Consider the following 17,924-nt stretch of genomic DNA (forward strand, 5'->3'; position numbering starts at 1 on the left):
CCTCATCCCCCGACGGCGCGAACATACGCCCCGCCTCGTCCCCCGTCACGGTTCCCGACGGCGTGAAGACGCGCCCTTGCTGGTCCCCCGTGTTCGGTACCGATGGCACGTCGGCCACAGTCAGCCTCCCTGGTAAGTCCACGACCATGCGGCACCCCGCGCAGTCGTCGATGCGGATGGATCCCCCGTGCAGTTCCACGATCTCTTTCACGATCGCCAGCCCCAGCCCGGCGCCCCCGGCGTCGGCCGCGCGTCCGGCGTCCAGGCGGGAGAAGCGTTCGAACACCCGCGCCCGCGCCTCGGCCGGGATCCCCGGCCCCGAGTCGGCGACGACGAGACGGACCCCGTCCCCTTCGGCGGAGCCGCCCACGGTCACCGAGCCGCCCGGCGGGCTGTGGCGTACGGCGTTGTCGAGCAGGTTCGCCAGGACCTGGGCCAGCAGGTCGGGGTCGGCGCGCACCACGAGGTCGCCGGGCACAGCAGCCTGGATGACGACGTCCTCGCGCGCCAGCGACGCCTCCAGCACCGCCTGCTCCACCAGCGGCGCCAGCTCGACGTCCTCGGCCTCGATCGGCCGCGTCCCCGAGTCCAGCCGCGACAGGTCGAGCAGCTGGGCGACGAGCCGGCCCAGGCGTTCGGTCTGGGCGAGCGCGGTGCGCATGGTGACGGGGTCGGCGGCGGAGACGCCGTCCACGACGTTCTCCAGAACGGCGCGCAACCCCGTGATGGGCGTGCGCAGCTCGTGGCTGACGTTCGCGACCAGCTCGCGCCGCTGCCGGTCCACCTCGCCGAGGTCGGCCGCCATCGCGTTGAACGCCCTGGCCAGCTCCCCCACCTCGTCCCGGGACGTGGCCCGTACGCGCAGGGTGTAGCTGCCCTTGGCGATGGTCTGGGCGGCGCGGGCCATCTCGCGCAGCGGCTTGGTCATGCCCATGGCCAGCACCTGCACCATGATCAGCGCCAGCACCACGGCGACCGCGATGCGCACCTCCCGCGACAGGCCGGAGTTGATGCCGACCTCGTTCACCACGAACGCGGTCGCCACGGCGAGCACGATGACGATGCCGAGCTTGACCTTGATCCGGCCGAGGAAGTCGAGGGGTCTCATCGCCGCACCAGCGCGTAGCCGACGCCGTGCACCGTCCGCACCACGTCGGGGCCGAGCTTGCGGCGCAGCGCCCGGACATGGCTGTCGACGGTCCTGGTCGCCGCCGCCTCGGAGAACCCCCAGACGTCCGACAACAACCGCCCGCGCTCGAAGACCTGCCCCGGACGCTCGGCGAGCCGGCGCAGCAGGTCGAACTCGGTACGGGTGAGCTGCGCCTCCGCGCCCCGCACGAACACCCGCCGGGCCGCGGTGTCGATCTCGACCTCGCCGACCCTGATGACGGTGTCCTCGGCGGCGAGCTGGACCGCCCGCTCGACCCGGCGCAGCAGCGCGTGGCTCCGCGCCACCAGCTCCCGCATGCTGAACGGCTTGGCCAGGTAGTCGTCGGCCCCGACACCGAGGCCCACGAGCACGTCGGTCTCGTCGCCGAGCGCGGTCAGCATGAGCACGGGCACCGGCCGGGCCGCCTGCATGCGGCGGCAGACCTCGAGCCCGTCGAGCCCCGGCAGCAGCCGGTCGAGGATCACCAGGTCCGGCTCCGCCCTGGCGTACTGGACGAGGGCGTCCTGCCCGTCGCCCGCCACTCTGACGTCGAAGCCCTCGGCGGCCAGCCGGTTCCGCACGGCCAGCGCGATGGTCTCGTCGTCCTCGACCACGAGGATGCGTCGCTGCTCAAGCACGTACGAAAGCCTAGAAGCGTGCTGTGCAGACGACACTCCTAAATTCGTGCACAAACCGTGCAGACTGTGGTGGTGAACACCCCCGCATACCTTCGCCGCCTTGGTCTGCCCGAGCTCCTTCACACGCCCGTCACCGCTGAATCCCTGCGGGCGCTGCACGCCGCACACGTCGAGAAGGTCGCGTACGAGGTCCTGGAGATCTGGTTGGGCCGCGCGACCACGGTCGATCCGGTCGAGTCGGCCGAGCGCATCGTCCGGGGCCGCGGCGGCTACTGCTACCACCTCAACGGCGCCTTCTCCGAGCTGCTCACGACCCTCGGCTACGACGTGACCCGGCACGTCGCGGGCGTCCAGTTACGGGGCGGCGAGCCCGGCATCACCGGGAACCACCTGGTGCTCACCGCGCGCGGCCTGCCGTCCGCCGCCAACCCGGGCGGTGAGTGGCTGGTCGACGTGGGGCTCGGCGACGCCCTGCACGAGCCGCTCCCCCTGGTGCCGGGGACCTACCGGCAGGGGCCCTTCACGTACGAGCTGCGGCCGTCGCAGGTGGCGCCGGGCGGCTGGCGCTTCGAGCACGATCAGAGCGGTTCGTTCGTCGGCATGGACTTCGGCATGGAGCCCACGGAGATGTCGGCGTTCGCCGAGACGCACCGGCATCTGACCACGGCACCGACGTCGGGGTTCGTCCGGATCGCCACGACCCAGCGGCGCGACGCGTACGGCGTGGACATCCTGCGCGGGCTTCTGCTGTCCCGGGTCGGCAACGGCAAGCAGTCGGTGACGCTGAGCTCCGCGCGGGACTACTACGCCGCCCTGGCCGACATCTTCCTGCTCCCGCTGGACGACGTGACGCCCGTTGAGAAGGACACGTTGTGGCGCAAGGTCTGCGAGGCCCACGAGGGCTGGCTCGCCGCGGGCTCCCCCTGATGGATTCGCCCGCGTTCGTAGCGCTATCGTCGCCTCGACATGGCTGAGACCAGGAAGCTGCATGGTCGCTACCGGCTGCTGAACCCCCTCGGCGCGTCCGTCCGCCTGGCCTTCGACGAGGTGGAGCATCGCGACGTCGCGGTCAGGGAGCTGCGGGTGCTCCCCGAGTTGCGCGAGGCCGCGGTGGACGAGGCGCGCCGCGCCGCCGCGCTGCGGCACCCCTTCGCCGTGCCGGTGCTCGACGTGCTGGTCGAGGAGGGCACGCCGTGGCTGGTCATGGAGTTCGCCTCGGGGGTGTCCCTGGAGCAGGCCGTACGCGCGCGGCGCCCGCTGCCGGTCGCCCAGGCGGCCAGGGCCGGCGTGTGCGTGCTGGCGGCGCTGACCGCCGCTCATGAGACGGGCGTCGTGCACGGACGGGTCGATCCGGGCAAGGTGCTGCTCACCACGACCGGGCGAGCGCTGCTCAGCGGGTTCGGCTCGCCCAGCCTGAGCGTGCTGCCCTCCGCCGACCTGTGGTCGCTGGCGGCCACGCTGCACTTCGCGGTCGAGGGCCGCCCGCCCGGACAGGTGCCCGCCGCGGGCGCCGACCCGCTCAGGTCGCTGATCAGGGCGATGCTGCACCCGTCGGGTCCGCCGCCGCTGGAGGTGGTGCGCGAGACGCTCGACCGGCTGGCCGTGGACCGGCCGCTGGACGCGGTCGTCGCGGCCTCGGGCCCGCTGCCGCCCGCCCACGTCGCCGCGATCGGGCTCGGCGTGCTCGACCGGCTGGCGGCGGGCGGATTCCACGGAGGGGTGCAGCCGGGCAACATCCTGCTCGACGCGGACGGCCGGGCACGGTTGCTGCCCCTGCCGCACGCGGGAACGTTCCCGGCGTACACGGCCCCGGAGGCCGCCCCGACGCCGGCCGCCGACCTGTGGTCGCTCGGGGCCACCCTCCACACCGCCGTGGAGGGCGCGCCGCCCGCGCCCGGTGCGACGCTCACCAGGGCGGGCGCGCTGGGCCCCGTGCTGCTGCGGCTGCTGTCGGCCGACCCGGCGCGGCGCCCGGCGCCGGATGAGCTGCGCCGGGAGCTGCGCCGGGAGCTGCGCGCGATCGCCGGCGAACCGGTCTGACCGACCGGCGAGGAATGCGATACATCGCGAAACGGAACCTCGGCAGAGGGTTCACACGTTGGACTTGCGACGCAGAATGTGAGAGAGGCGGGGCGCGCGCTCCGCGTTCGGAGGAAGTTAGAGGATGTCGCCAGTCCAGAAGTACGCCATCGGCGCAGGCGCCGCGGTCCTGCTCTCGCTGATCATCTTCGGTACGGGATGGATCACCCTGCTGGTCGTCCTCGGCGTGGTCGCCGCCCCCGTGGTGGGTTACCTGATGCTCGACCCGTCGCAGCGCGAGCGGCTCAAGCGGGCCCGTAAGCGCGGCATCGGCCGCTGAACCCGGGTGGCGGGGGCCTGACCGTCAGGCCTCCGCCGCGGCCTGTCCCGCCGTGGCCGTCGCCACCCGCCGGGTCACCCGCCGCTCGACGTAGAACGACAGGAACGGCACCGTGCCGCCCAGCATCACGCCCAGCATGTACGGCCACGCCCAGCGCGCCTTCATGCCCAGGTTCATGACGGCGACCAGGTAGAGCATGTAGAGGCCGCCGTGGATGGGCGCGATCACCTTCGACAGTGAGGCCTCGCCGAAGCCGTAACGCAGCACCATGCCCACGCAGAGCACGAGCAGCATGCAGCCGACCACGTACGCGAGCACCCGGAAGGGCTTGAGAGCCGATTCCACCGTTCAACCTTCCAGAACCATCTCGGGGGAGGACTTGCCGCGCTCTCGATCCGCTCGCACGGCGTCGCGTACGAAGTGGAACCACATGAAGACGGCGAATCCCGCGAAAATCCACCAGTTGGCGGCGTATGCCAGATTACGCCAGGTCAGCGTGCCGCCGACCACCGGCGGGTCGGCCTTCACCTGCGTGAGCGAGCCCGAGGGCGGCTGCGCCACCACGAACCCGGTGCGGACCTTCTGGCCGGTCCACAGGTTGACCAGCTCTCCGGTGGAGACCGTCTGCACCTGACCGGCGGGCAGGCCCTCCGCGCGCCGCTGAACGCTGTCAGTGCCCTGCTGCGGCCGCAGCCGACCGGCCACCGTGACCCTGCCCTGCGGCACGTCGGCCACGGCGGGGTCGTCGGCCGTGGCCGTCCAGCCGCGTACGACCGGCATGAGCGTGCCGTCGTCGAGCCGGATCGGCGTGAGCACCCAGTAGCCGTGGTCGCGCGAGACGTTGCCGCCCGGCGCGTCCACGTCGGCCCGCCGGTCGGCCACCAGCAGCTGGCGGTCGGCCTCGTAGACGCCCTCGGCGGTGACCTTGCGGCCCACGACGGGGCCGGCCATCTGGGCGCCCGCCGGGGCCAGCGACGCGACCGGGACGGGCGCGGGGTCCGTGGCGGCGTGCGGCTTGCCGGAGTCCTGGAAGACGCCGAGCTGCCAGCGCCCGAGCAGGATGAACGCGATGAGGACCCCGATGGTCAGCAGGTGCAGCCCCAGCAGCCGGGGCGAGAGCAGGGTCCTCAGCATGTCTCAAAACTATCCGGCGGGGGGCGTGGTCCTGTCATCAACCCGGGCCCTGGTCCTGCGGCTGCGCAAAGGTCGTCCGCTACGGATCCCGCCAAACAGTGCAAACTTCGCAGTCGATCAGGCTAGGCTGCTGGCCATGTCTGACCAGCACATCGACCCGGCGGGCAACACCCAGGCTTTCCGCGCGTTCGCGAACGCGCGCGAGCAGGAGGCCGCCGCGGCCAAGCCCAAGAAGTCGCCCCTCCTGCCCATCCTCGCGGTCGTCCTCGGCATCGCGATCATCGGCGTCGTCGCCTTCCTGCTGCTGCAGTAGACGCCTCCGGCTGAAGTCACCCGCCGCGGCGCCGTGGCGGGTTTTCGTCGTTCCCGGCCGGAGTTCCCGCGCAGGATGTGCGAACGCCCTGCTCGGCGGGCGGAGCGAGCCGAGCAGGGCGCTCACGGGGTCATCTGCGGGAGGAGACGACCAGCGCGCTGCCGCCGCCGCGGCGGGTCGGTTCGGCGACGGCCTGGACGCGGTCGCGGCTCAGGAACTCCAGGGCCGTGGCGGCGCCGATCTCCGGGTTGCCGGCGAAGCTGTGACCCTGGGCCTCCAGCTCGGCCTGGTACTTCTGCAGGAACGCCGGCTCGGCCTGCGTCTGCGCCGTGTTGCGCTGGGTGGCGCGCGGCGCGGCCAGCGCCTCGGGCAGGTCCATGCCCCACTCGTACCGGTTGAGCAGGATCTGCAGCACGGTCGTGATGATGGTCGAGCCGCCGGGCGAGCCGACCGCCAGCACCGGACGGCCCTTCTCGAACACCAGCGTCGGCGCCATCGACGAGCGCGGGCGCTTGCCGGGGCCAGGCAGGTTCGGGTCGCCGGGGGCCGGGCCGAACGTGAAGTCGGTCAGCTCGTTGTTGAGCAGCACGCCGCGGCCGGGCACCACGATGCCGTTGCCGCCGGTGGACTCGATGGTCAGGTTGTAGGCGATCACGTTGCCCCAGCGGTCGGCGACCACGAGGTGAGTGGTCTCCGGGCCCTCCTTGGCGACCGGCGTCGCGGTGCCGCCGGGCTCCGCGCACGGCCCGTACGAGCCGTCGGGGTCGCCGGGGGCGGCCGGGTGGGGCATGGCGCGCTCGCCGATCAGGCAGGCGCGTTCCTTGGCGAAGCCGTCGGACAGCAGCTCGTCCAGCGGCACGCCGGGGATGTCGCCGACGTACTGGCCGCGGTCGGCGTAGGCCAGCCTGGACGCCTCCAGGTATTCGTGCAGGCCCACCTCGGGCAGCGCCTCGAGGATGTTGAGCGCCTCGCCGACCGTGGAGCCGCCGGACGAGGGCGGCGCCATGCCGTACACGTCGAGGTTCTTGTACGACACCTTCGTGGGCTCGCGCAGCAGGGCGCGGTAGTCACGCAGGTCGGACAGCTCCATCAGGCCGGGCCGCACGTTGCGGGTGCTGCCGGGGGTGACCGGCGGCCGCTTGACCGTGGCCACGACCTCCTTGCCGAGCTGCCCGCCGTACAGCCACTCGGGACCGCGCCTGCCCAGCTCCCGGTACGTGGCCGCGAGCTCCGGGTTCCTGAACACCGAGCCGACCGGTGGCGGCGCACCGTTCGGCAGGTAGAGCTCGGCCGTCGAGGTGAAGTCCTTGAAGCGGTCGGCGTTGGCGGCCGTCTGGTCGTGGAACGTCTGGTCCACCACGAAGCCTCTGGAGGCCACCTCGACGGCCGGTTGGAGCGCCTGCCTGAGCGAGAGCGTGCCGAACCTGCGCAGGGCCAGGTCCCAGTTGGCGACCGTGCCGGGCACCCCCGCCGACAGCCCGCTGGTGACGCCCTCGTCGAACGGGATGCCCTCGAACGTGGTGGGCCCCATCGCCTTCGGCGCGGTCTCGCGGCCGTCGATGGTGAAGACTTTACGCTTGCGAGCGTCGTAGTAGACCATGAAGCCGCCGCCGGCCAGGCCCGCCGAGTACGGCTCGGTCACGCCGAGCACGGCGCCCGCCGCGACGGCCGCGTCCACGGCGTTGCCGCCCTTCCTGAGCACGGCGATGGCCGCCTTGCTGGCCTCGAGGTCGACGGTGGCGACGGCGCCGCCGTACCCCTCGGCGACCGGCGTCTTCCGCGGCGGGTCGGCCGACGCGGGCGGCACGTGCAGGAGGGAGACGGCGAGGACTGCTGCTGCGGGAAAGATCACACGGCGCATGTTGTCCACAATGACGCAGATACGCCCATCGCGGTAGTGCTCCGTCACACGCTGGGATGATGCGCGGCTCACGGGAGCTGGCCTACGTTAATGGGCGTGCGCAGGACGTTCGACCCTTATCTCGCCCTCATCGTGGCTGCGGCCACGATGGTGGTCGCCCGGGGCGCGGCGTGGGGCCAGCAGTTCACCCGCGAGCCGCTCGACGCCTACGCGTACGCGCTGTTGCTGGCCGGGCCGGTCGCGGTGCTGCTCAGCCGGCGCTTCCCGCTGCTGACCACGGCCGCCGCGCTGGGCGCCTGCGACCTGTACCTGATCGCCGGCTACCCCTACGGGCCGTGCTTCATCAGCCCGGCCGTGCTGCTGTTCCTGCTGGTCACGCGGGGCCGCAGGCTGATGGCGTGGAGCATGGCGGGGATGACGCTGCTGTCGTTCCTGAGCTACGCCTGGCTGGTCGGCAACCGCGACTGGTTCCACAACGTGTGGATCCTCACGTTCATCATGCTGCTGATGGTCGTGGCCGAGCTGGTCAGGATCGTCAAGGAGCGCCGGGCCGAGCGCGAGCGCACCGCCGAGGAGGAGGCCAGGCGGCAGGCCAGCGAGGAGCGGCTGACGATGGCGCAGGAGCTGCACGACGTGCTGGCGCACAACATCTCCCTCATCCACGTGCAGGCGTCCACCGCGCTGCACCTCATCGACGCCAACCCCGAGCAGGCCAGGACGGCGCTGGCCACCATCAAGACGGCCTCCAAGGAGGTGCTCGGGGAGATGCGCTCGGTGCTGAACGTCCTGCGCGACGGTGCCCCGCGCTCCCCCACTGCCGGGCTCGACCGGCTCGACGAGCTGGTCGAACGCTCGGGGCTCACGGTGACGCTCAAAAGGGTCGGCTCCCGGCCGCTGCCGCCGCAGGTGGAGCGGGCGGCGTACCGGATCGTGCAGGAGTCCCTCACCAACGCCGCCCGGCACGCGCCCGGCGCGGAGGTGGGCGTGCGCCTGGAGTACGGCGAGAAGGAGCTGGTCGTACGGGTCAGCGACACCGGCGCCACGACGCCGCCCGCGCCGTCGGAGTCGCCGTCGGAGTCGCTGTCGGAGTCGCTGTCGGAGTCGGGCAGCGGCAACGGCATCCCCGGCATGCGCGAACGGGCCGCGGCGCTCGGCGGGACGCTGGTCGCCGGCCCGTCAGGGCCCGGGTTCCAGGTCGAGGCCCGCTTCCCCCTACCCGAGGAGACCTCATGATCAAGGTGCTGCTGGCCGACGACCAGGCGCTGGTGCGGGCGGGCTTCAAGGCGCTGCTCGACGCGCAGCCCGACATGACCGTGGTCGCCGAGGCGTCCGACGGCGCGCAGGCCGTGCGGCTGGCGGCCGAGCATCAGCCCGACGTCGTGCTGATGGACATCCGCATGCCCGGCACCGACGGCCTGACCGCCACCCGGCAGATGCCGCCGGGGCCGCACATCATCATCCTGACGACGTTCGAGCTGGACGAGTACGTCTTCGAGGCGCTGCGCGGCGGCGCCAGCGGCTTCCTGGTCAAGGACACCGAGCCGGCCGAGCTGATCCAGGCCGTGCGGGTGGTGGCGGCCGGGGAGGCGCTGCTGTCGCCGAGCGTGACCCGCCGCCTCATCGCCGAGTACGCCTCCCGCGCCAAGGAGCCGGTCGCCGCCGACGGCCTCGACCAGCTCACCGAGCGCGAACGCGAGGTGCTCGCCCTCGTCGGCACCGGCATGACGAACGACGAGATCGCCGCCAAGCTGTTCATGTCGCCCGCCACCGCCAAGACCCACGTGAGCCGGGCCATGATGAAGCTCCATGCCCGCGACCGTGCCCAGCTGGTCGTCATCGCCTACGAGTCGGGGCTGGTCAGGCCGGGCTGGTTGTGACCGTCGCGCCGAACCACCGTTCGGCCGCCTCCTCGACGCCGTCCGCGCCCGCCCAGGCCACGTAGCCGTCGGGGCGGATCAGGAGCGCGTCCGCGGGCGGGTCGTCGTGGCGGGCCCGGACCACCTCGATCCGGTCGTTCCCCGTCCAGCGCTCCCCCGGTGCGCCGCCGGTGAGGTCGAGCAGCACGGGCCGGGCCGCGCGCAGCGCCCCGCCCGCCAGCTCCGCCAGGCCCGGATCGGTCAGGAACCGGCCGGCCGGCCCCTGACCGACGTCGTAGCGGATGCCGGAGTCGTGCAGCAGTGTGGCCAGGTGGCGGGCGGGCTGCTCGAAGGCGAACACCTCGGCGAGCAGTTCGCGCAGCGCCGCGCCGTCCTCGCCCTCCACGCCGTCGATGGCCGCCTGCGCGCGGGTCTGCGTGAGCGTGCGCTCGCCGACCGGCCGGCGTTCGGACTCGTAGGTGTCGAGCAGCGCGTCCGGCACCCGCCCGCGCAGCCTGGCGGCCAGTTTCCAGCCGAGGTTGACCGCGTCCGTCATGCCGACGTTGAGCGCCGACCCACCCACCGGGAACAGGTGGGCGGCGTCGCCTGCCAGGAACACCCGCCCGGCCCGGTACCGTTCGGCGAGCCGGGCCTGCGTGGCCGTGCTCGACAACCAGATCGGCTCGCCGAGCGGCACGTCCACGCCGAGCACGCGGCGGACGGCGGCGTGGAAGACCTCCGGCGTCACGGTGTCGCCGGTGGCCTCGCCCCGGTCCCGTACGCCGGCGACGAGCACGCCGTCGTGCAGCGAGGTGAACAGCACCCGTCCGGCCGGCCGCCGGGTCCAGCCCGGCTCCAGACCCGCCGCCTCCAGGGACTCGAACACCTTCATGTCGGCCTTGAAGTGGCCGATCAGCATCCTCTCCTCGTCGGTGGCGCCGGGGAAGGCGATCCCCGCCTGCTCGCGGACGAGGCTCTTGGCGCCGTCGCAGCCGACCACGTACCGGGCCCGGATCCGCGCGTCGCCGACGTCGAGCGTCACCCCTTCCTCGTCCTGGGAGAGCGAGCGGACCTCGCACCCCCGCCTGACCTCGGCCCCGAGCTCCCGCGCCCGCTCGGCCAGCAGCCGCTCCAGCCGGGTCTGCTGGATCAGCAGCAGACGCAGCGGGCTGTCGTCGATCCCGTCGAACCGCAGCGGCACCGACCCGAACGGGAACCCCGGCGCCCGGCCGGCGAACGGGCTGCCCTCGGCGAACCGCTCCAGCAGCCCTCGGTGATCCAGTAAGTCGACGATCTGGCCGACCAGCCCGTTGGCCCTGGGCAGCTCGCTCGGCTCGGATCTCTTGTCCAGCACGATCGGGCGGACTCCCGACAGGCTCAGCTCGCACGCGAGCATCAGCCCGACCGGTCCCGCCCCCACGATCAGCACATCCTCCATGCCTGTCAGGCTAGATTGACAAAATCGGCTCTGTCAATCTAGCCTGACAACCGTGGACGTTACAGAGCTGTCCGAGCGGATCCGCGCCAACGACCCCGCCATGGGCCTGCGGGCGGTCGGCGCGCTGCACCGGCTGGCCGAGCAGGTCGAGGCGGTGTCCGTGGCGCTGGCCAGGGAGCAGGGCTGGACCTGGGAGCAGATCGGCGACGCGCTCGGCATGTCACGGCAGTCGGTGCACGCCAAGTACGGGAAGTGAGGGCGGGGCGATGTTCGGCAAGGAGAAGAGCCCGCTGGCGGTCGTGATCAAGGCCGCCTTCGAGGAGGCCCGGCTGCGCGGCGACCGCCGCATGGGCACCGAGCACCTGCTGCTCGGCTTGCTCCACCACCCGGAGTCCGCGCAGGCGCTCGGCGTCGACCTGGCCGCCGCCCGCACGGCGCTCGAGGAGCTCGACCGCGCGGCGCTGCGCATGCTGGGCCTTGAGGTCGGCGACCTGCCCGGCACCCCGCGCAAGCACCCACGTGTGCCCGACACGGCGCTCACGTCGAGCGCCCGCGCCGTGCTCAACCAGGCCATCAAGGCCACCACCATGAAGACCAGGCACGAGGTCCCGCGCCACCTGACACTGGGCCTGCTGGAGCAGACCCCGCCCGACCCCGTCGCGCAGCTCGTCGACCAGCTCGGCATCGACCGGACGACGGTACGCAGCCGCATCTGATGAGGAAATTTGGTTGATTGCGAAGGTCGTCCCCTGCCAAGGTCGTAGCATGCGGCGCTCGTATGACGACCTCGTCCAGGAGGCCAACACGGTGTCCGTGGCGGGCTGGGACTTCTCCTGGCTCGACGGCCGGGCCAGCGAGGAGCGGCCTTCGTGGGGTTACGCCCGGCTGCTCGGCGAGCGCATGGCCGGGGCGCGCGCGGCGCTCGACGTGCAGACCGGCGGGGGCGAGATCCTGGCCGGCGTGCCCGCGCTGCCGCCGATCACCGTGGCCACCGAGTCGTGGCCGCCCAACCTGGCGCTGGCGGCGGCCCGGCTGCGGCCGCGCGGAGCCTGGGTGGTGGCCGACGACGACGAGCCGCGCCTGCCGTTCCGCGACGCGTCGTTCGACCTGGTGACCAGCCGCCACCCGGTCGAGACGTGGTGGGAGGAGATCGCCCGCGTGCTGCGGCCCGGCGGCTCGTACTTCTCCCAGCAGGTGGGGCCGCGCAGTGTGGCCGAGCTGACCGAGTTCTTCATCGGCCCGTACGACGGCACCGCCCGCGAGCCCGAGGCGGCCAGGAAGGCCGCGCAGTCGGCCGGGCTCGACGTGGTCGACCTGCGCTTCGAGCGGTTGCGCATGGAGTTCCACGACGTCGGGGCGGTGATCTACTTCCTGCGCAAGGTGATCTGGATCGTGCCGGGGTTCTCCGTCGAGCGCTACGCCGACCGGCTGCGCGAGCTGCACGAGCGGATCGAGGCGGAAGGGCCGTTCGTGGCCCGCTCCTCCCGTTTCCTGATCGAGGCGAGGAGGCCCGATGGCGCGGCTGCATGACGTGGTGATCGACTGCCGGCATCCGGCCTCTCTGGCCAGGTTCTGGGCGCAGGCGCTGGACGGCTACGCCGTGGCGCCGTACGACGAGGAGGAGCTGGCGCGGCTGCGCGCGGAGGGCGTGCTCGACCCGGAGGACGATCCGACGGTGCTGGTCGACGGCGGGCTGCCGCGGCTGTGGTTCCAGCGGGTGCCGGAGCGCAAGGTGCACAAGAACCGGCTCCACCTCGACCTGCGCGCCGACGACCTCGACTCCGAGATCGACCGCCTGCTCGGCCTCGGCGCCCGGCTCGTCACCACGTTCGACGACTGGGTCGTCATGATCGACCCCGAGGGCAACGAGTTCTGCCTGGCGTGATCCCCGTACACCCGTCGTCGTAGGGCGGCAGGGCCCCGGGCACTCCCTGCGGAGGATCGGGGAACGGGACCGGGGTGCGATTCGGGAGGGGCTTCTTCGGCGGAGTGTGGAGGCATACGCCGAAGGAGGAGAACATGCACACGATCGCACAGCTGGCGCCGCACTGGGGCGCCGGGGGTTTCACGCCGGTCTTCCCGATCATCTGGGGGCTGGCCTGGGTCGCCGTCATCGCGCTCGCCGTCACGGGCTGGCGCAAGGGCTGGTGGGGGCCGCGACGCCCGGCCGCCGCTCCAGCGGCCCCGCCGACGCCGACCGCGTCCGCGGAGCAGATCCTCGCCGAGCGGTACGCCCGCGGCGAGATGAGCGACGACGAGTACCTGGAGCGGATGTCCGTCCTCAGGGGCGGTTCTTCCTGAACCCTCACGAAACTGTCACTGGCCGCATCCATGGCGTCGCGTTACGTTGCGTATACCGACGTCATGGAGAGTGGGGACGAACATGAGCGTCAGCTTCCGCGGCCGGTACACCGCCGAGCCCTTCACCCGGCCCTGAGCGCGCAGGCCGCCGCCCTGCTCGCCGGCGGCGTCGCGGCCGGTCTGCTGGCCGGCACCGCCACGTGCGCGGCGGCGCAGGGCGGCCTGCTCATGGGCGTCGTGGACGACCGCCGCGCCACGGTCTGGTTCCTCGCCGGCCGCCTCGTCTCGCACACCGCGGCGGGGGCGCTGCTCGGCCTGCTCGGCTCTGCCGTCAGCCTGCCGCCGCAGGCGCGGGCGGTGCTGCTGGTCACGGCCGGGCTCACGATCGTCGCCTTCGCGGTGCGGCTGTGGCGGCGCGGCCCCGGCCACTGCGCGCCCGAGCCGCGCCCGCGCCGCGCGTACCAGGCTCCCCTGCTGGGGGCGGCCACCATCCTGGTGCCCTGCGGGGTGACGCTGAGCATGGAGATGATCGCGATCTCCAGCGGATCGCCGCTGGCGGGGGCCGCGGCGATGGCGGGGTTCGTGCTCGGCACCGCGCCCGCGTTCGCGCTGCTCGGCTGGGTGCTGCGGCGCGTCTCGCGCACCAGGCTGGCCCGGCTGGCCGGGGCGGTGGCGATCGCCGCCGGCCTGTGGACCGCGGCGGCGGGCGTCAGCCTGGGCGGCTGGCTCGCCGCCCCCGCGCCCGCCGCGGCCGGGCCGCCGCAACCGGTGGTCACCGTCTGGGCGACCCGCGACGGCTACCGCCCCTCCATGGTGAACGCGCCCGCGGGCGTGCCCGTCGAGGTGGTCTTCAAGGTCGCCGACCCCGGCTGCACCGGCACGGTGGCCATCGACGGGCGCGACGTGGCGCTGCCGGCCACCGTACGGCTGCCGCCGCAACCGCCCGGCTCACTGCGGTACGTCTGCGGCATGGGCATGTTCGCGGGATTCATCATGTTCTCCTGACGGCTCGCTGGAGGCGGGCCGGGATGTCAAGTGTCGGCCATTACGGTGGGCAACAGGGCGATCACGTGCCACTCTGTCGCCATGGCCTGGCAAGGAGAGGCGCCGGCGCCGTCCGTACCGGCGCCGCGCGTGGGAGACGAGGCCGAGTTGCTGGCCGCCGCGCGGGAGGGCGACGCGCAGGCCGCGCACCGGCTCGGCAAGCTCTACGCCCAGTACGGCGACCGCGCCGCGGCGAAGCTCTGGTGGGAGCGGGCCGCCAGGCTCGGCAACGTCGACAGCGCCTACAACCTGGGCGTCTGGCACGAGCAGCACGGCACCCTGGAGGAGGCCGTCACCTGGTACGAGGCCGCCGCCAGCACCGGCGACGCCGAGGCCGCGACCAACCTGGCCACGATCCTGCTGGAGCAGCGCGGCGACGTGGCGGCGGCGCGGGTCTGGTACGAGAGCGCGGCCCTGGCCGGGTCCAGGACGGCCGCCCGCCGGCTGGCGCTGCTGTGCGAGGAGGAGGGCGAGCAGGCCGCGGCGCGCGAGTGGCACCGTCAGGCGGCCGCCGGCGGCGACGTGGCCTCCGCCCACGACCTCGGGTTCCTCGCGTACTCGGCGGGCGACGACGAGGAGACCGTGCGCTGGTGGGAGTGCGGGGCGCGGGGCGGCCACGCCGACTCGGCGTACTGCATGGGCCTCTACCTGCACGCCAGCCGCGACCCCGAGGGCGCCGAGGCCTACTACCGGCTGGCCGCCAAGAACGAGCACCCGGGGGCCGCCTCCCGGCTCGGCGGCGTGGCGTTGTCGCGGGGCGACCTGCGTGCGGCGCGGGCCTGGTTCGAGCAGGCCGCGGGCGCGGGGCGGGTGGAGGACCAGCGGATGGCCGGGTTCGTCTGCGTGGAGCTGGGCGACACCTCGGCGGCCAGCCACTGGTTCGGGCGGGCCGCGGCGGGCGGGGACGCCGAGTCGGCGTTCAACTACGGCCTGCTGCTCATCGCCGAGTACGGCGACCTGGCGGGCGGTCAGCACTGGTTCCGGCAGGCGGCCAGGGCCGGGCACCACGCGGCCGCCGTCGAACTGGGCGGGCTGCTGTCGGTCGCCGGCCGCCACGGCGAGGCGCAGGCGTGGTTGTCGGATCCTCCGCCGCCCGCGTGGGGGCGGCCGACCGAGCCGGAGCTGACCGCGCGGGCGGAGCTGGCCGCCGCCGCCACCGGACGCGGCGGCGGGGTCGCGCTGGACGTCGCCGACCTGGCCGAGGTCCTCGGCACGTGGGACGTGGTGACCCGGCCGCTGCACGACCACACCGACGTCATCGGCTGGCTGGTGCGGCGCAGCGGGGTGCACGCGAGCGCGGTGGAACACCTGGCGTCGGTACGCGGCACGCTGCTGCGGCCGGGCAGCGCGCCGTGGCCGAGCCCGGGCGAGCTCCAGCACGTGCTCGCCACGGCTCGCGACCTGCGCCGCCGCCTCGGCGTACGGTGAGGCGGCACGCCTGTCACGGCCGCACGTCGCGACCTGACCGACGGCCCGTAGAGCTTCCCGGGGTTGCGGAACGGCCGGCCGGTCGGGGTGCCGTCGGAGCGCACGACCACCTCCTCCGCCTTCCCGTCGACCGTCAGCCTCACGACGAGCTCCCAGTCGACGTCCCAGGTGGTGCGGGAGGCACGGGCGCCGGCGGGACCCATCTCGTCGCCGGGTCAGGAGGAGGGGCCTTGCGTAATCGGCGGGATGCCCCAGGACCGTCGTGCGGTCGTGGGGAGCGCTCCCCTGGCGTCGTCATGGGATCAGGATGGGGCGGCGCGTTGGCGCGGTCCAGAGTGACTCACAGGCCGGACACCCGGTGGGCCAGCACCCGCCCGTCGCGGTAGGCGGCGATCAGCACGTCGGGAGCGGCCCAGGCCAGCGCGGCCACGGCGGCCCCGCCGTCCAGCGTGCGGGCGGGGCGCAACCTCGCCTCCGGCCGGCCGGACGTCGCCCGCCACAGGGCGATGGTGCCGTCGTCGCCGCCGCTGGCCAGATGACCGGCCGAACCGGGCCGCCAGGCCAGCGCCGTGATCGTCTCATGGCAGGTCAGCGTACGGGGCGCGGTGCCGGCCGGCCCCTTGCCGGAGAAGTCCCACACGGTCACCTCCGGCGCGCCGTCGGCGGCCAGCCACGTGCCGGTGTCGTCGAAGGCGAGGCGGCTCACCTTCTCCGGGTAGCCGGACATCGTCAGCTCCGACCCGTCCCGGGTGCGCCAGATATGGATGGACGCGTCCTGGTTGCCGCTGCAGATCCATCGCCCGGTCACGGGGATGGCCAGCGCCAGGTGCGAGCCGACGTAGCGGTAGGCGGCCACCGGCACGGGCGTGTGGCGTTCGTGGCAGCTCACCGCGCCGTAGGCGGCCACGGCCAGGCGGCGGCCGGCGCGCATCCACGCCACGTCGGTCACGGTGCTCGCCGCGGGCTCCGGCGCCCACAGCTCACCGCCCTCCGGATCGAGGACGAGCGCCCGCCGGCCGGAGGCGATCGCGACCCGCTCCTTGTTGGCCCAGGCCGCCTTCGACGACCACGCGCCCGTCTCGAAGACGCTCGCCCGGCCGCCGTCGCGCGCCCACAACGCGTGGCCGAGCGGTCCGGCGGCGGCGAGATGCCGGGCGTCGGGGGCCAGCGCCACGTCCAGCGAGCCGCCCGGCAGGTCGAGGACCTTGGCGCCGGCGCCGGTGGCGACGTCGAGCGTCCAGACGGTGCCCTCGGCACCGGCGACGGCGACGAGGTCGCGCCGCACGCTGAGCGCCACGGGCGCGTCATCGACGCCGGACTCCCACACGAGTGCCGCGGGGGTCGTGGTGACGCTCATACGGCGGCCCCGGCGGTGACCAGGCAGCCGGCGAAGGCGCGTTCCAGGGCGTCGCGGTCGAGCCCGCGGCCGATGAACACCAGCCGGTTGCGCCGGGCCTCGCCCTCCTGCCAGGGCCGGCCGAACTCGCCGTCGAGCAGCATGTGCACGCCCTGGAAGACGTAGCGCCGGGGTTCGCCGGCGATGGCGAGGATGCCCTTGGAACGGAAGATGTCGCCGCCCTTGGCGCGCAGCAGTTCGCCGAGCCAGCGGTTGAGCCGGTCCTCGTCCAGCTCGCCGGGCAGGTCGATGCCGACCGAGGTGACGGTGGCGTCGTGCTGGTGCTCGGTGTCGGTGAGGAAGGCCGGGTCGTCACGGAGCACCCGGTCGAGGTCGAACGCGCCGACGTCCATGATCCGGGCCAGATCGACCTCGGCGTGCCGGGCGGGGATGATCTCGACCGGGGCGTTGATGGCGCGGATGCGGGCGATCACCTCCTCGATGGTGTCCTGGTCGGCCAGGTCGGTCTTGTTGAGCACCACGCGGTCGGCGAAGGCGATCTGCTCGACGGCCTCGTTCTCCACGCCCTCGGGCTTGTCCTCGTCCAGGTGGCGCAGCACGTGGGCGGCGTCGACCAAGGTGACGATGGCGTCCAGGCGCAGCTGGGCGGCGATCTCGTCGTCCATGAAGAAGGTCTGGGCGACGGGCGCCGGGTCGGCGAGACCGGTCGTCTCGATCAGGATGTGGTCGAACTTGTCGCGCCTGCGCATGAGCGCCCCGAGGATGCGGATGAGGTCGCCGCGCACGGTGCAGCAGATGCATCCGTTGTTCATCTCGAAGATCTCTTCCTCGGCGTCCAGCACGAGGGCGTCGTCGACGCCGACCTCGCCGAACTCGTTCTCGATGACGGCGATCCGCAGCCCGTGTTGTTCGGTGAGGATGCGGTTGAGCAGCGTCGTCTTGCCCGAGCCGAGGAAGCCGGTCAGGACGGTGACGGGAACGCGCCCGTCCGCGGGGGTGGTGTCGTTCATTCGGGTCAGGCTCCTTGGGATGGGTGGGGACGGTG

The 17,924-nt window shown here is 73.2% G+C and carries 21 protein-coding genes; 13 read left to right on the forward strand and 8 right to left on the reverse strand.

The features are described from left to right. A partial coding sequence (locus C1J01_RS33565) for a sensor histidine kinase (protein ID WP_146615821.1) occupies nucleotides 1-1,108 on the reverse strand: 1,108 nt, incomplete at its 3' end. Continuing rightward, nucleotides 1,105-1,788, reverse strand: coding sequence for a response regulator transcription factor (locus C1J01_RS33570; protein WP_235854841.1), 684 nt, complete (start codon nucleotides 1,786-1,788; stop codon nucleotides 1,105-1,107). The genes C1J01_RS33570 and C1J01_RS33565, both read right to left, overlap by 4 nt. A 72-nt stretch (nucleotides 1,789-1,860) precedes the next feature. On the opposite strand from C1J01_RS33570, the gene C1J01_RS33575 reads away from it, so the two are divergent. The 3 genes from C1J01_RS33575 (at nucleotide 1,861) to C1J01_RS33585 (ending at nucleotide 4,147) form a co-directional block, all read left to right on the forward strand. Beyond that, the gene (locus C1J01_RS33575) at nucleotides 1,861-2,715 is read left to right on the forward strand and encodes an arylamine N-acetyltransferase family protein (RefSeq protein WP_111183002.1); all 855 of its coding nucleotides are present in this window, start codon (nucleotides 1,861-1,863) and stop codon (nucleotides 2,713-2,715) included. A 39-nt stretch (nucleotides 2,716-2,754) separates the two neighbouring features. Continuing rightward, nucleotides 2,755-3,828, forward strand: a complete 1,074-nt coding sequence (locus C1J01_RS33580; RefSeq protein ID WP_111182989.1) for a serine/threonine-protein kinase — start codon at nucleotides 2,755-2,757, stop codon at nucleotides 3,826-3,828. Between the two features lie 124 nt (nucleotides 3,829-3,952). Further along, entirely contained in the window at nucleotides 3,953-4,147 is a 195-nt protein-coding gene (locus C1J01_RS33585; protein WP_111182990.1) for a tail-anchor membrane protein, read from the forward strand. Nucleotides 4,148-4,171: 24 nt separating this feature from the next. Here C1J01_RS33585 and C1J01_RS33590 read toward each other — a convergent pair whose 3' ends face one another. After that, on the reverse strand, nucleotides 4,172-4,492 hold the full coding sequence (locus tag C1J01_RS33590) for a DUF3817 domain-containing protein (protein ID WP_111182991.1): 321 nt from the start codon (nucleotides 4,490-4,492) through the stop codon (nucleotides 4,172-4,174). A 3-nt stretch (nucleotides 4,493-4,495) separates the two neighbouring features. Further along, complete coding sequence (locus C1J01_RS33595) at nucleotides 4,496-5,281, reverse strand: SURF1 family protein (RefSeq protein ID WP_181449100.1); 786 nt, start codon at nucleotides 5,279-5,281, stop codon at nucleotides 4,496-4,498. A 136-nt stretch (nucleotides 5,282-5,417) separates the two neighbouring features. On the opposite strand from C1J01_RS33595, the gene C1J01_RS50295 reads away from it, so the two are divergent. Then, on the forward strand, nucleotides 5,418-5,594 hold the full coding sequence (locus C1J01_RS50295) for a hypothetical protein (RefSeq protein WP_181449101.1): 177 nt from the start codon (nucleotides 5,418-5,420) through the stop codon (nucleotides 5,592-5,594). A 130-nt stretch (nucleotides 5,595-5,724) separates the two neighbouring features. Here C1J01_RS50295 and C1J01_RS33600 read toward each other — a convergent pair whose 3' ends face one another. Continuing rightward, nucleotides 5,725-7,455 (reverse strand): gamma-glutamyltransferase family protein, encoded by a 1,731-nt coding sequence (locus C1J01_RS33600; protein ID WP_111183004.1) that lies wholly within the window; start codon nucleotides 7,453-7,455, stop codon nucleotides 5,725-5,727. Nucleotides 7,456-7,545: 90 nt separating this feature from the next. Here C1J01_RS33600 and C1J01_RS33605 point away from each other — a divergent pair, with 90 nt between their 5' ends. Further along, nucleotides 7,546-8,688, forward strand: a complete 1,143-nt coding sequence (locus C1J01_RS33605; protein WP_111182992.1) for a sensor histidine kinase — start codon at nucleotides 7,546-7,548, stop codon at nucleotides 8,686-8,688. Beyond that, nucleotides 8,685-9,332, forward strand: coding sequence for a response regulator (locus tag C1J01_RS33610; protein WP_111182993.1), 648 nt, complete (start codon nucleotides 8,685-8,687; stop codon nucleotides 9,330-9,332). The genes C1J01_RS33605 and C1J01_RS33610 overlap by 4 nt, the downstream gene beginning before the upstream one ends. Here the strand turns inward: C1J01_RS33610 and C1J01_RS33615 are convergent. After that, nucleotides 9,313-10,749 carry an FAD-dependent oxidoreductase gene (locus C1J01_RS33615; RefSeq protein WP_111182994.1) on the reverse strand — a complete coding sequence of 479 codons (1,437 nt, stop codon included), beginning with the start codon at nucleotides 10,747-10,749 and terminating at the stop codon, nucleotides 9,313-9,315. The two genes, C1J01_RS33610 and C1J01_RS33615, sit on opposite strands and share 20 nt — an antisense overlap. A gap of 52 nt (nucleotides 10,750-10,801) precedes the next feature. Here C1J01_RS33615 and C1J01_RS33620 point away from each other — a divergent pair, with 52 nt between their 5' ends. From C1J01_RS33620 to C1J01_RS33650, 7 genes are all read left to right on the forward strand, one after another. Continuing rightward, nucleotides 10,802-11,005 (forward strand): helix-turn-helix domain-containing protein, encoded by a 204-nt coding sequence (locus C1J01_RS33620; protein ID WP_181449102.1) that lies wholly within the window; start codon nucleotides 10,802-10,804, stop codon nucleotides 11,003-11,005. 10 nt (nucleotides 11,006-11,015) lie between these two features. Then, nucleotides 11,016-11,465, forward strand: a complete 450-nt coding sequence (locus C1J01_RS33625; protein WP_111182995.1) for a Clp protease N-terminal domain-containing protein — start codon at nucleotides 11,016-11,018, stop codon at nucleotides 11,463-11,465. Nucleotides 11,466-11,514: 49 nt separating this feature from the next. After that, nucleotides 11,515-12,279 carry a class I SAM-dependent methyltransferase gene (locus tag C1J01_RS33630; protein WP_111182996.1) on the forward strand — a complete coding sequence of 255 codons (765 nt, stop codon included), beginning with the start codon at nucleotides 11,515-11,517 and terminating at the stop codon, nucleotides 12,277-12,279. Beyond that, nucleotides 12,263-12,634, forward strand: a complete 372-nt coding sequence (locus tag C1J01_RS33635; RefSeq protein WP_111182997.1) for a VOC family protein — start codon at nucleotides 12,263-12,265, stop codon at nucleotides 12,632-12,634. Before C1J01_RS33630 ends, C1J01_RS33635 begins: the two co-directional genes overlap by 17 nt. Before the next feature lie 134 nt (nucleotides 12,635-12,768). Continuing rightward, nucleotides 12,769-13,050 (forward strand): SHOCT domain-containing protein, encoded by a 282-nt coding sequence (locus tag C1J01_RS33640; protein WP_111182998.1) that lies wholly within the window; start codon nucleotides 12,769-12,771, stop codon nucleotides 13,048-13,050. A gap of 63 nt (nucleotides 13,051-13,113) precedes the next feature. Next, the gene (locus C1J01_RS33645) at nucleotides 13,114-14,055 is read left to right on the forward strand and encodes an urease accessory protein UreH domain-containing protein (protein ID WP_111182999.1); all 942 of its coding nucleotides are present in this window, start codon (nucleotides 13,114-13,116) and stop codon (nucleotides 14,053-14,055) included. 81 nt (nucleotides 14,056-14,136) lie between these two features. Next, a complete protein-coding gene (locus tag C1J01_RS33650) occupies nucleotides 14,137-15,522 on the forward strand; it encodes a tetratricopeptide repeat protein (protein ID WP_111183005.1) in 1,386 nt (461 codons plus the stop codon). A 340-nt stretch (nucleotides 15,523-15,862) separates the two neighbouring features. Here C1J01_RS33650 and C1J01_RS33655 read toward each other — a convergent pair whose 3' ends face one another. Both C1J01_RS33655 and C1J01_RS33660 read right to left on the reverse strand, forming a co-directional pair. Further along, a complete protein-coding gene (locus C1J01_RS33655) occupies nucleotides 15,863-16,879 on the reverse strand; it encodes a WD40 repeat domain-containing protein (protein ID WP_111183000.1) in 1,017 nt (338 codons plus the stop codon). Continuing rightward, nucleotides 16,876-17,889, reverse strand: coding sequence for a CobW family GTP-binding protein (locus C1J01_RS33660; RefSeq protein ID WP_111183001.1), 1,014 nt, complete (start codon nucleotides 17,887-17,889; stop codon nucleotides 16,876-16,878). The genes C1J01_RS33655 and C1J01_RS33660 overlap by 4 nt, the downstream gene beginning before the upstream one ends. Nucleotides 17,890-17,924: the final 35 nt, after the last annotated feature.

Origin of the sequence: Nonomuraea aridisoli (assembly GCF_003236395.1) — a bacterium.
Lineage (GTDB): Bacteria > Actinomycetota > Actinomycetes > Streptosporangiales > Streptosporangiaceae > Nonomuraea > Nonomuraea aridisoli.

Bases quoted from the DNA above. Each gene is read 5' to 3' on its own strand.
- C1J01_RS33605 (WP_111182992.1), top strand. From the start codon at position 7,546: ATGGGCGTGCGCAGGACGTTCGACCCTTATCTCGCCCTCATCGTGGCT.
- C1J01_RS50295 (WP_181449101.1), top strand. From the start codon at position 5,418: ATGTCTGACCAGCACATCGACCCGGCGGGCAACACCCAGGCTTTCCGC.
- C1J01_RS33615 (WP_111182994.1), bottom strand. From the start codon at position 10,749: ATGGAGGATGTGCTGATCGTGGGGGCGGGACCGGTCGGGCTGATGCTC.
- C1J01_RS33595 (WP_181449100.1), bottom strand. From the start codon at position 5,281: ATGCTGAGGACCCTGCTCTCGCCCCGGCTGCTGGGGCTGCACCTGCTG.
- C1J01_RS33650 (WP_111183005.1), top strand. From the start codon at position 14,137: ATGGCCTGGCAAGGAGAGGCGCCGGCGCCGTCCGTACCGGCGCCGCGC.
- C1J01_RS33630 (WP_111182996.1), top strand. From the start codon at position 11,515: ATGCGGCGCTCGTATGACGACCTCGTCCAGGAGGCCAACACGGTGTCC.
- C1J01_RS33655 (WP_111183000.1), bottom strand. From the start codon at position 16,879: ATGAGCGTCACCACGACCCCCGCGGCACTCGTGTGGGAGTCCGGCGTC.
- C1J01_RS33635 (WP_111182997.1), top strand. From the start codon at position 12,263: ATGGCGCGGCTGCATGACGTGGTGATCGACTGCCGGCATCCGGCCTCT.
- C1J01_RS33625 (WP_111182995.1), top strand. From the start codon at position 11,016: ATGTTCGGCAAGGAGAAGAGCCCGCTGGCGGTCGTGATCAAGGCCGCC.
- C1J01_RS33645 (WP_111182999.1), top strand. From the start codon at position 13,114: ATGGAGAGTGGGGACGAACATGAGCGTCAGCTTCCGCGGCCGGTACAC.
- C1J01_RS33585 (WP_111182990.1), top strand. From the start codon at position 3,953: ATGTCGCCAGTCCAGAAGTACGCCATCGGCGCAGGCGCCGCGGTCCTG.
- C1J01_RS33660 (WP_111183001.1), bottom strand. From the start codon at position 17,889: ATGAACGACACCACCCCCGCGGACGGGCGCGTTCCCGTCACCGTCCTG.
- C1J01_RS33600 (WP_111183004.1), bottom strand. From the start codon at position 7,455: ATGCGCCGTGTGATCTTTCCCGCAGCAGCAGTCCTCGCCGTCTCCCTC.
- C1J01_RS33640 (WP_111182998.1), top strand. From the start codon at position 12,769: ATGCACACGATCGCACAGCTGGCGCCGCACTGGGGCGCCGGGGGTTTC.
- C1J01_RS33580 (WP_111182989.1), top strand. From the start codon at position 2,755: ATGGCTGAGACCAGGAAGCTGCATGGTCGCTACCGGCTGCTGAACCCC.
- C1J01_RS33610 (WP_111182993.1), top strand. From the start codon at position 8,685: ATGATCAAGGTGCTGCTGGCCGACGACCAGGCGCTGGTGCGGGCGGGC.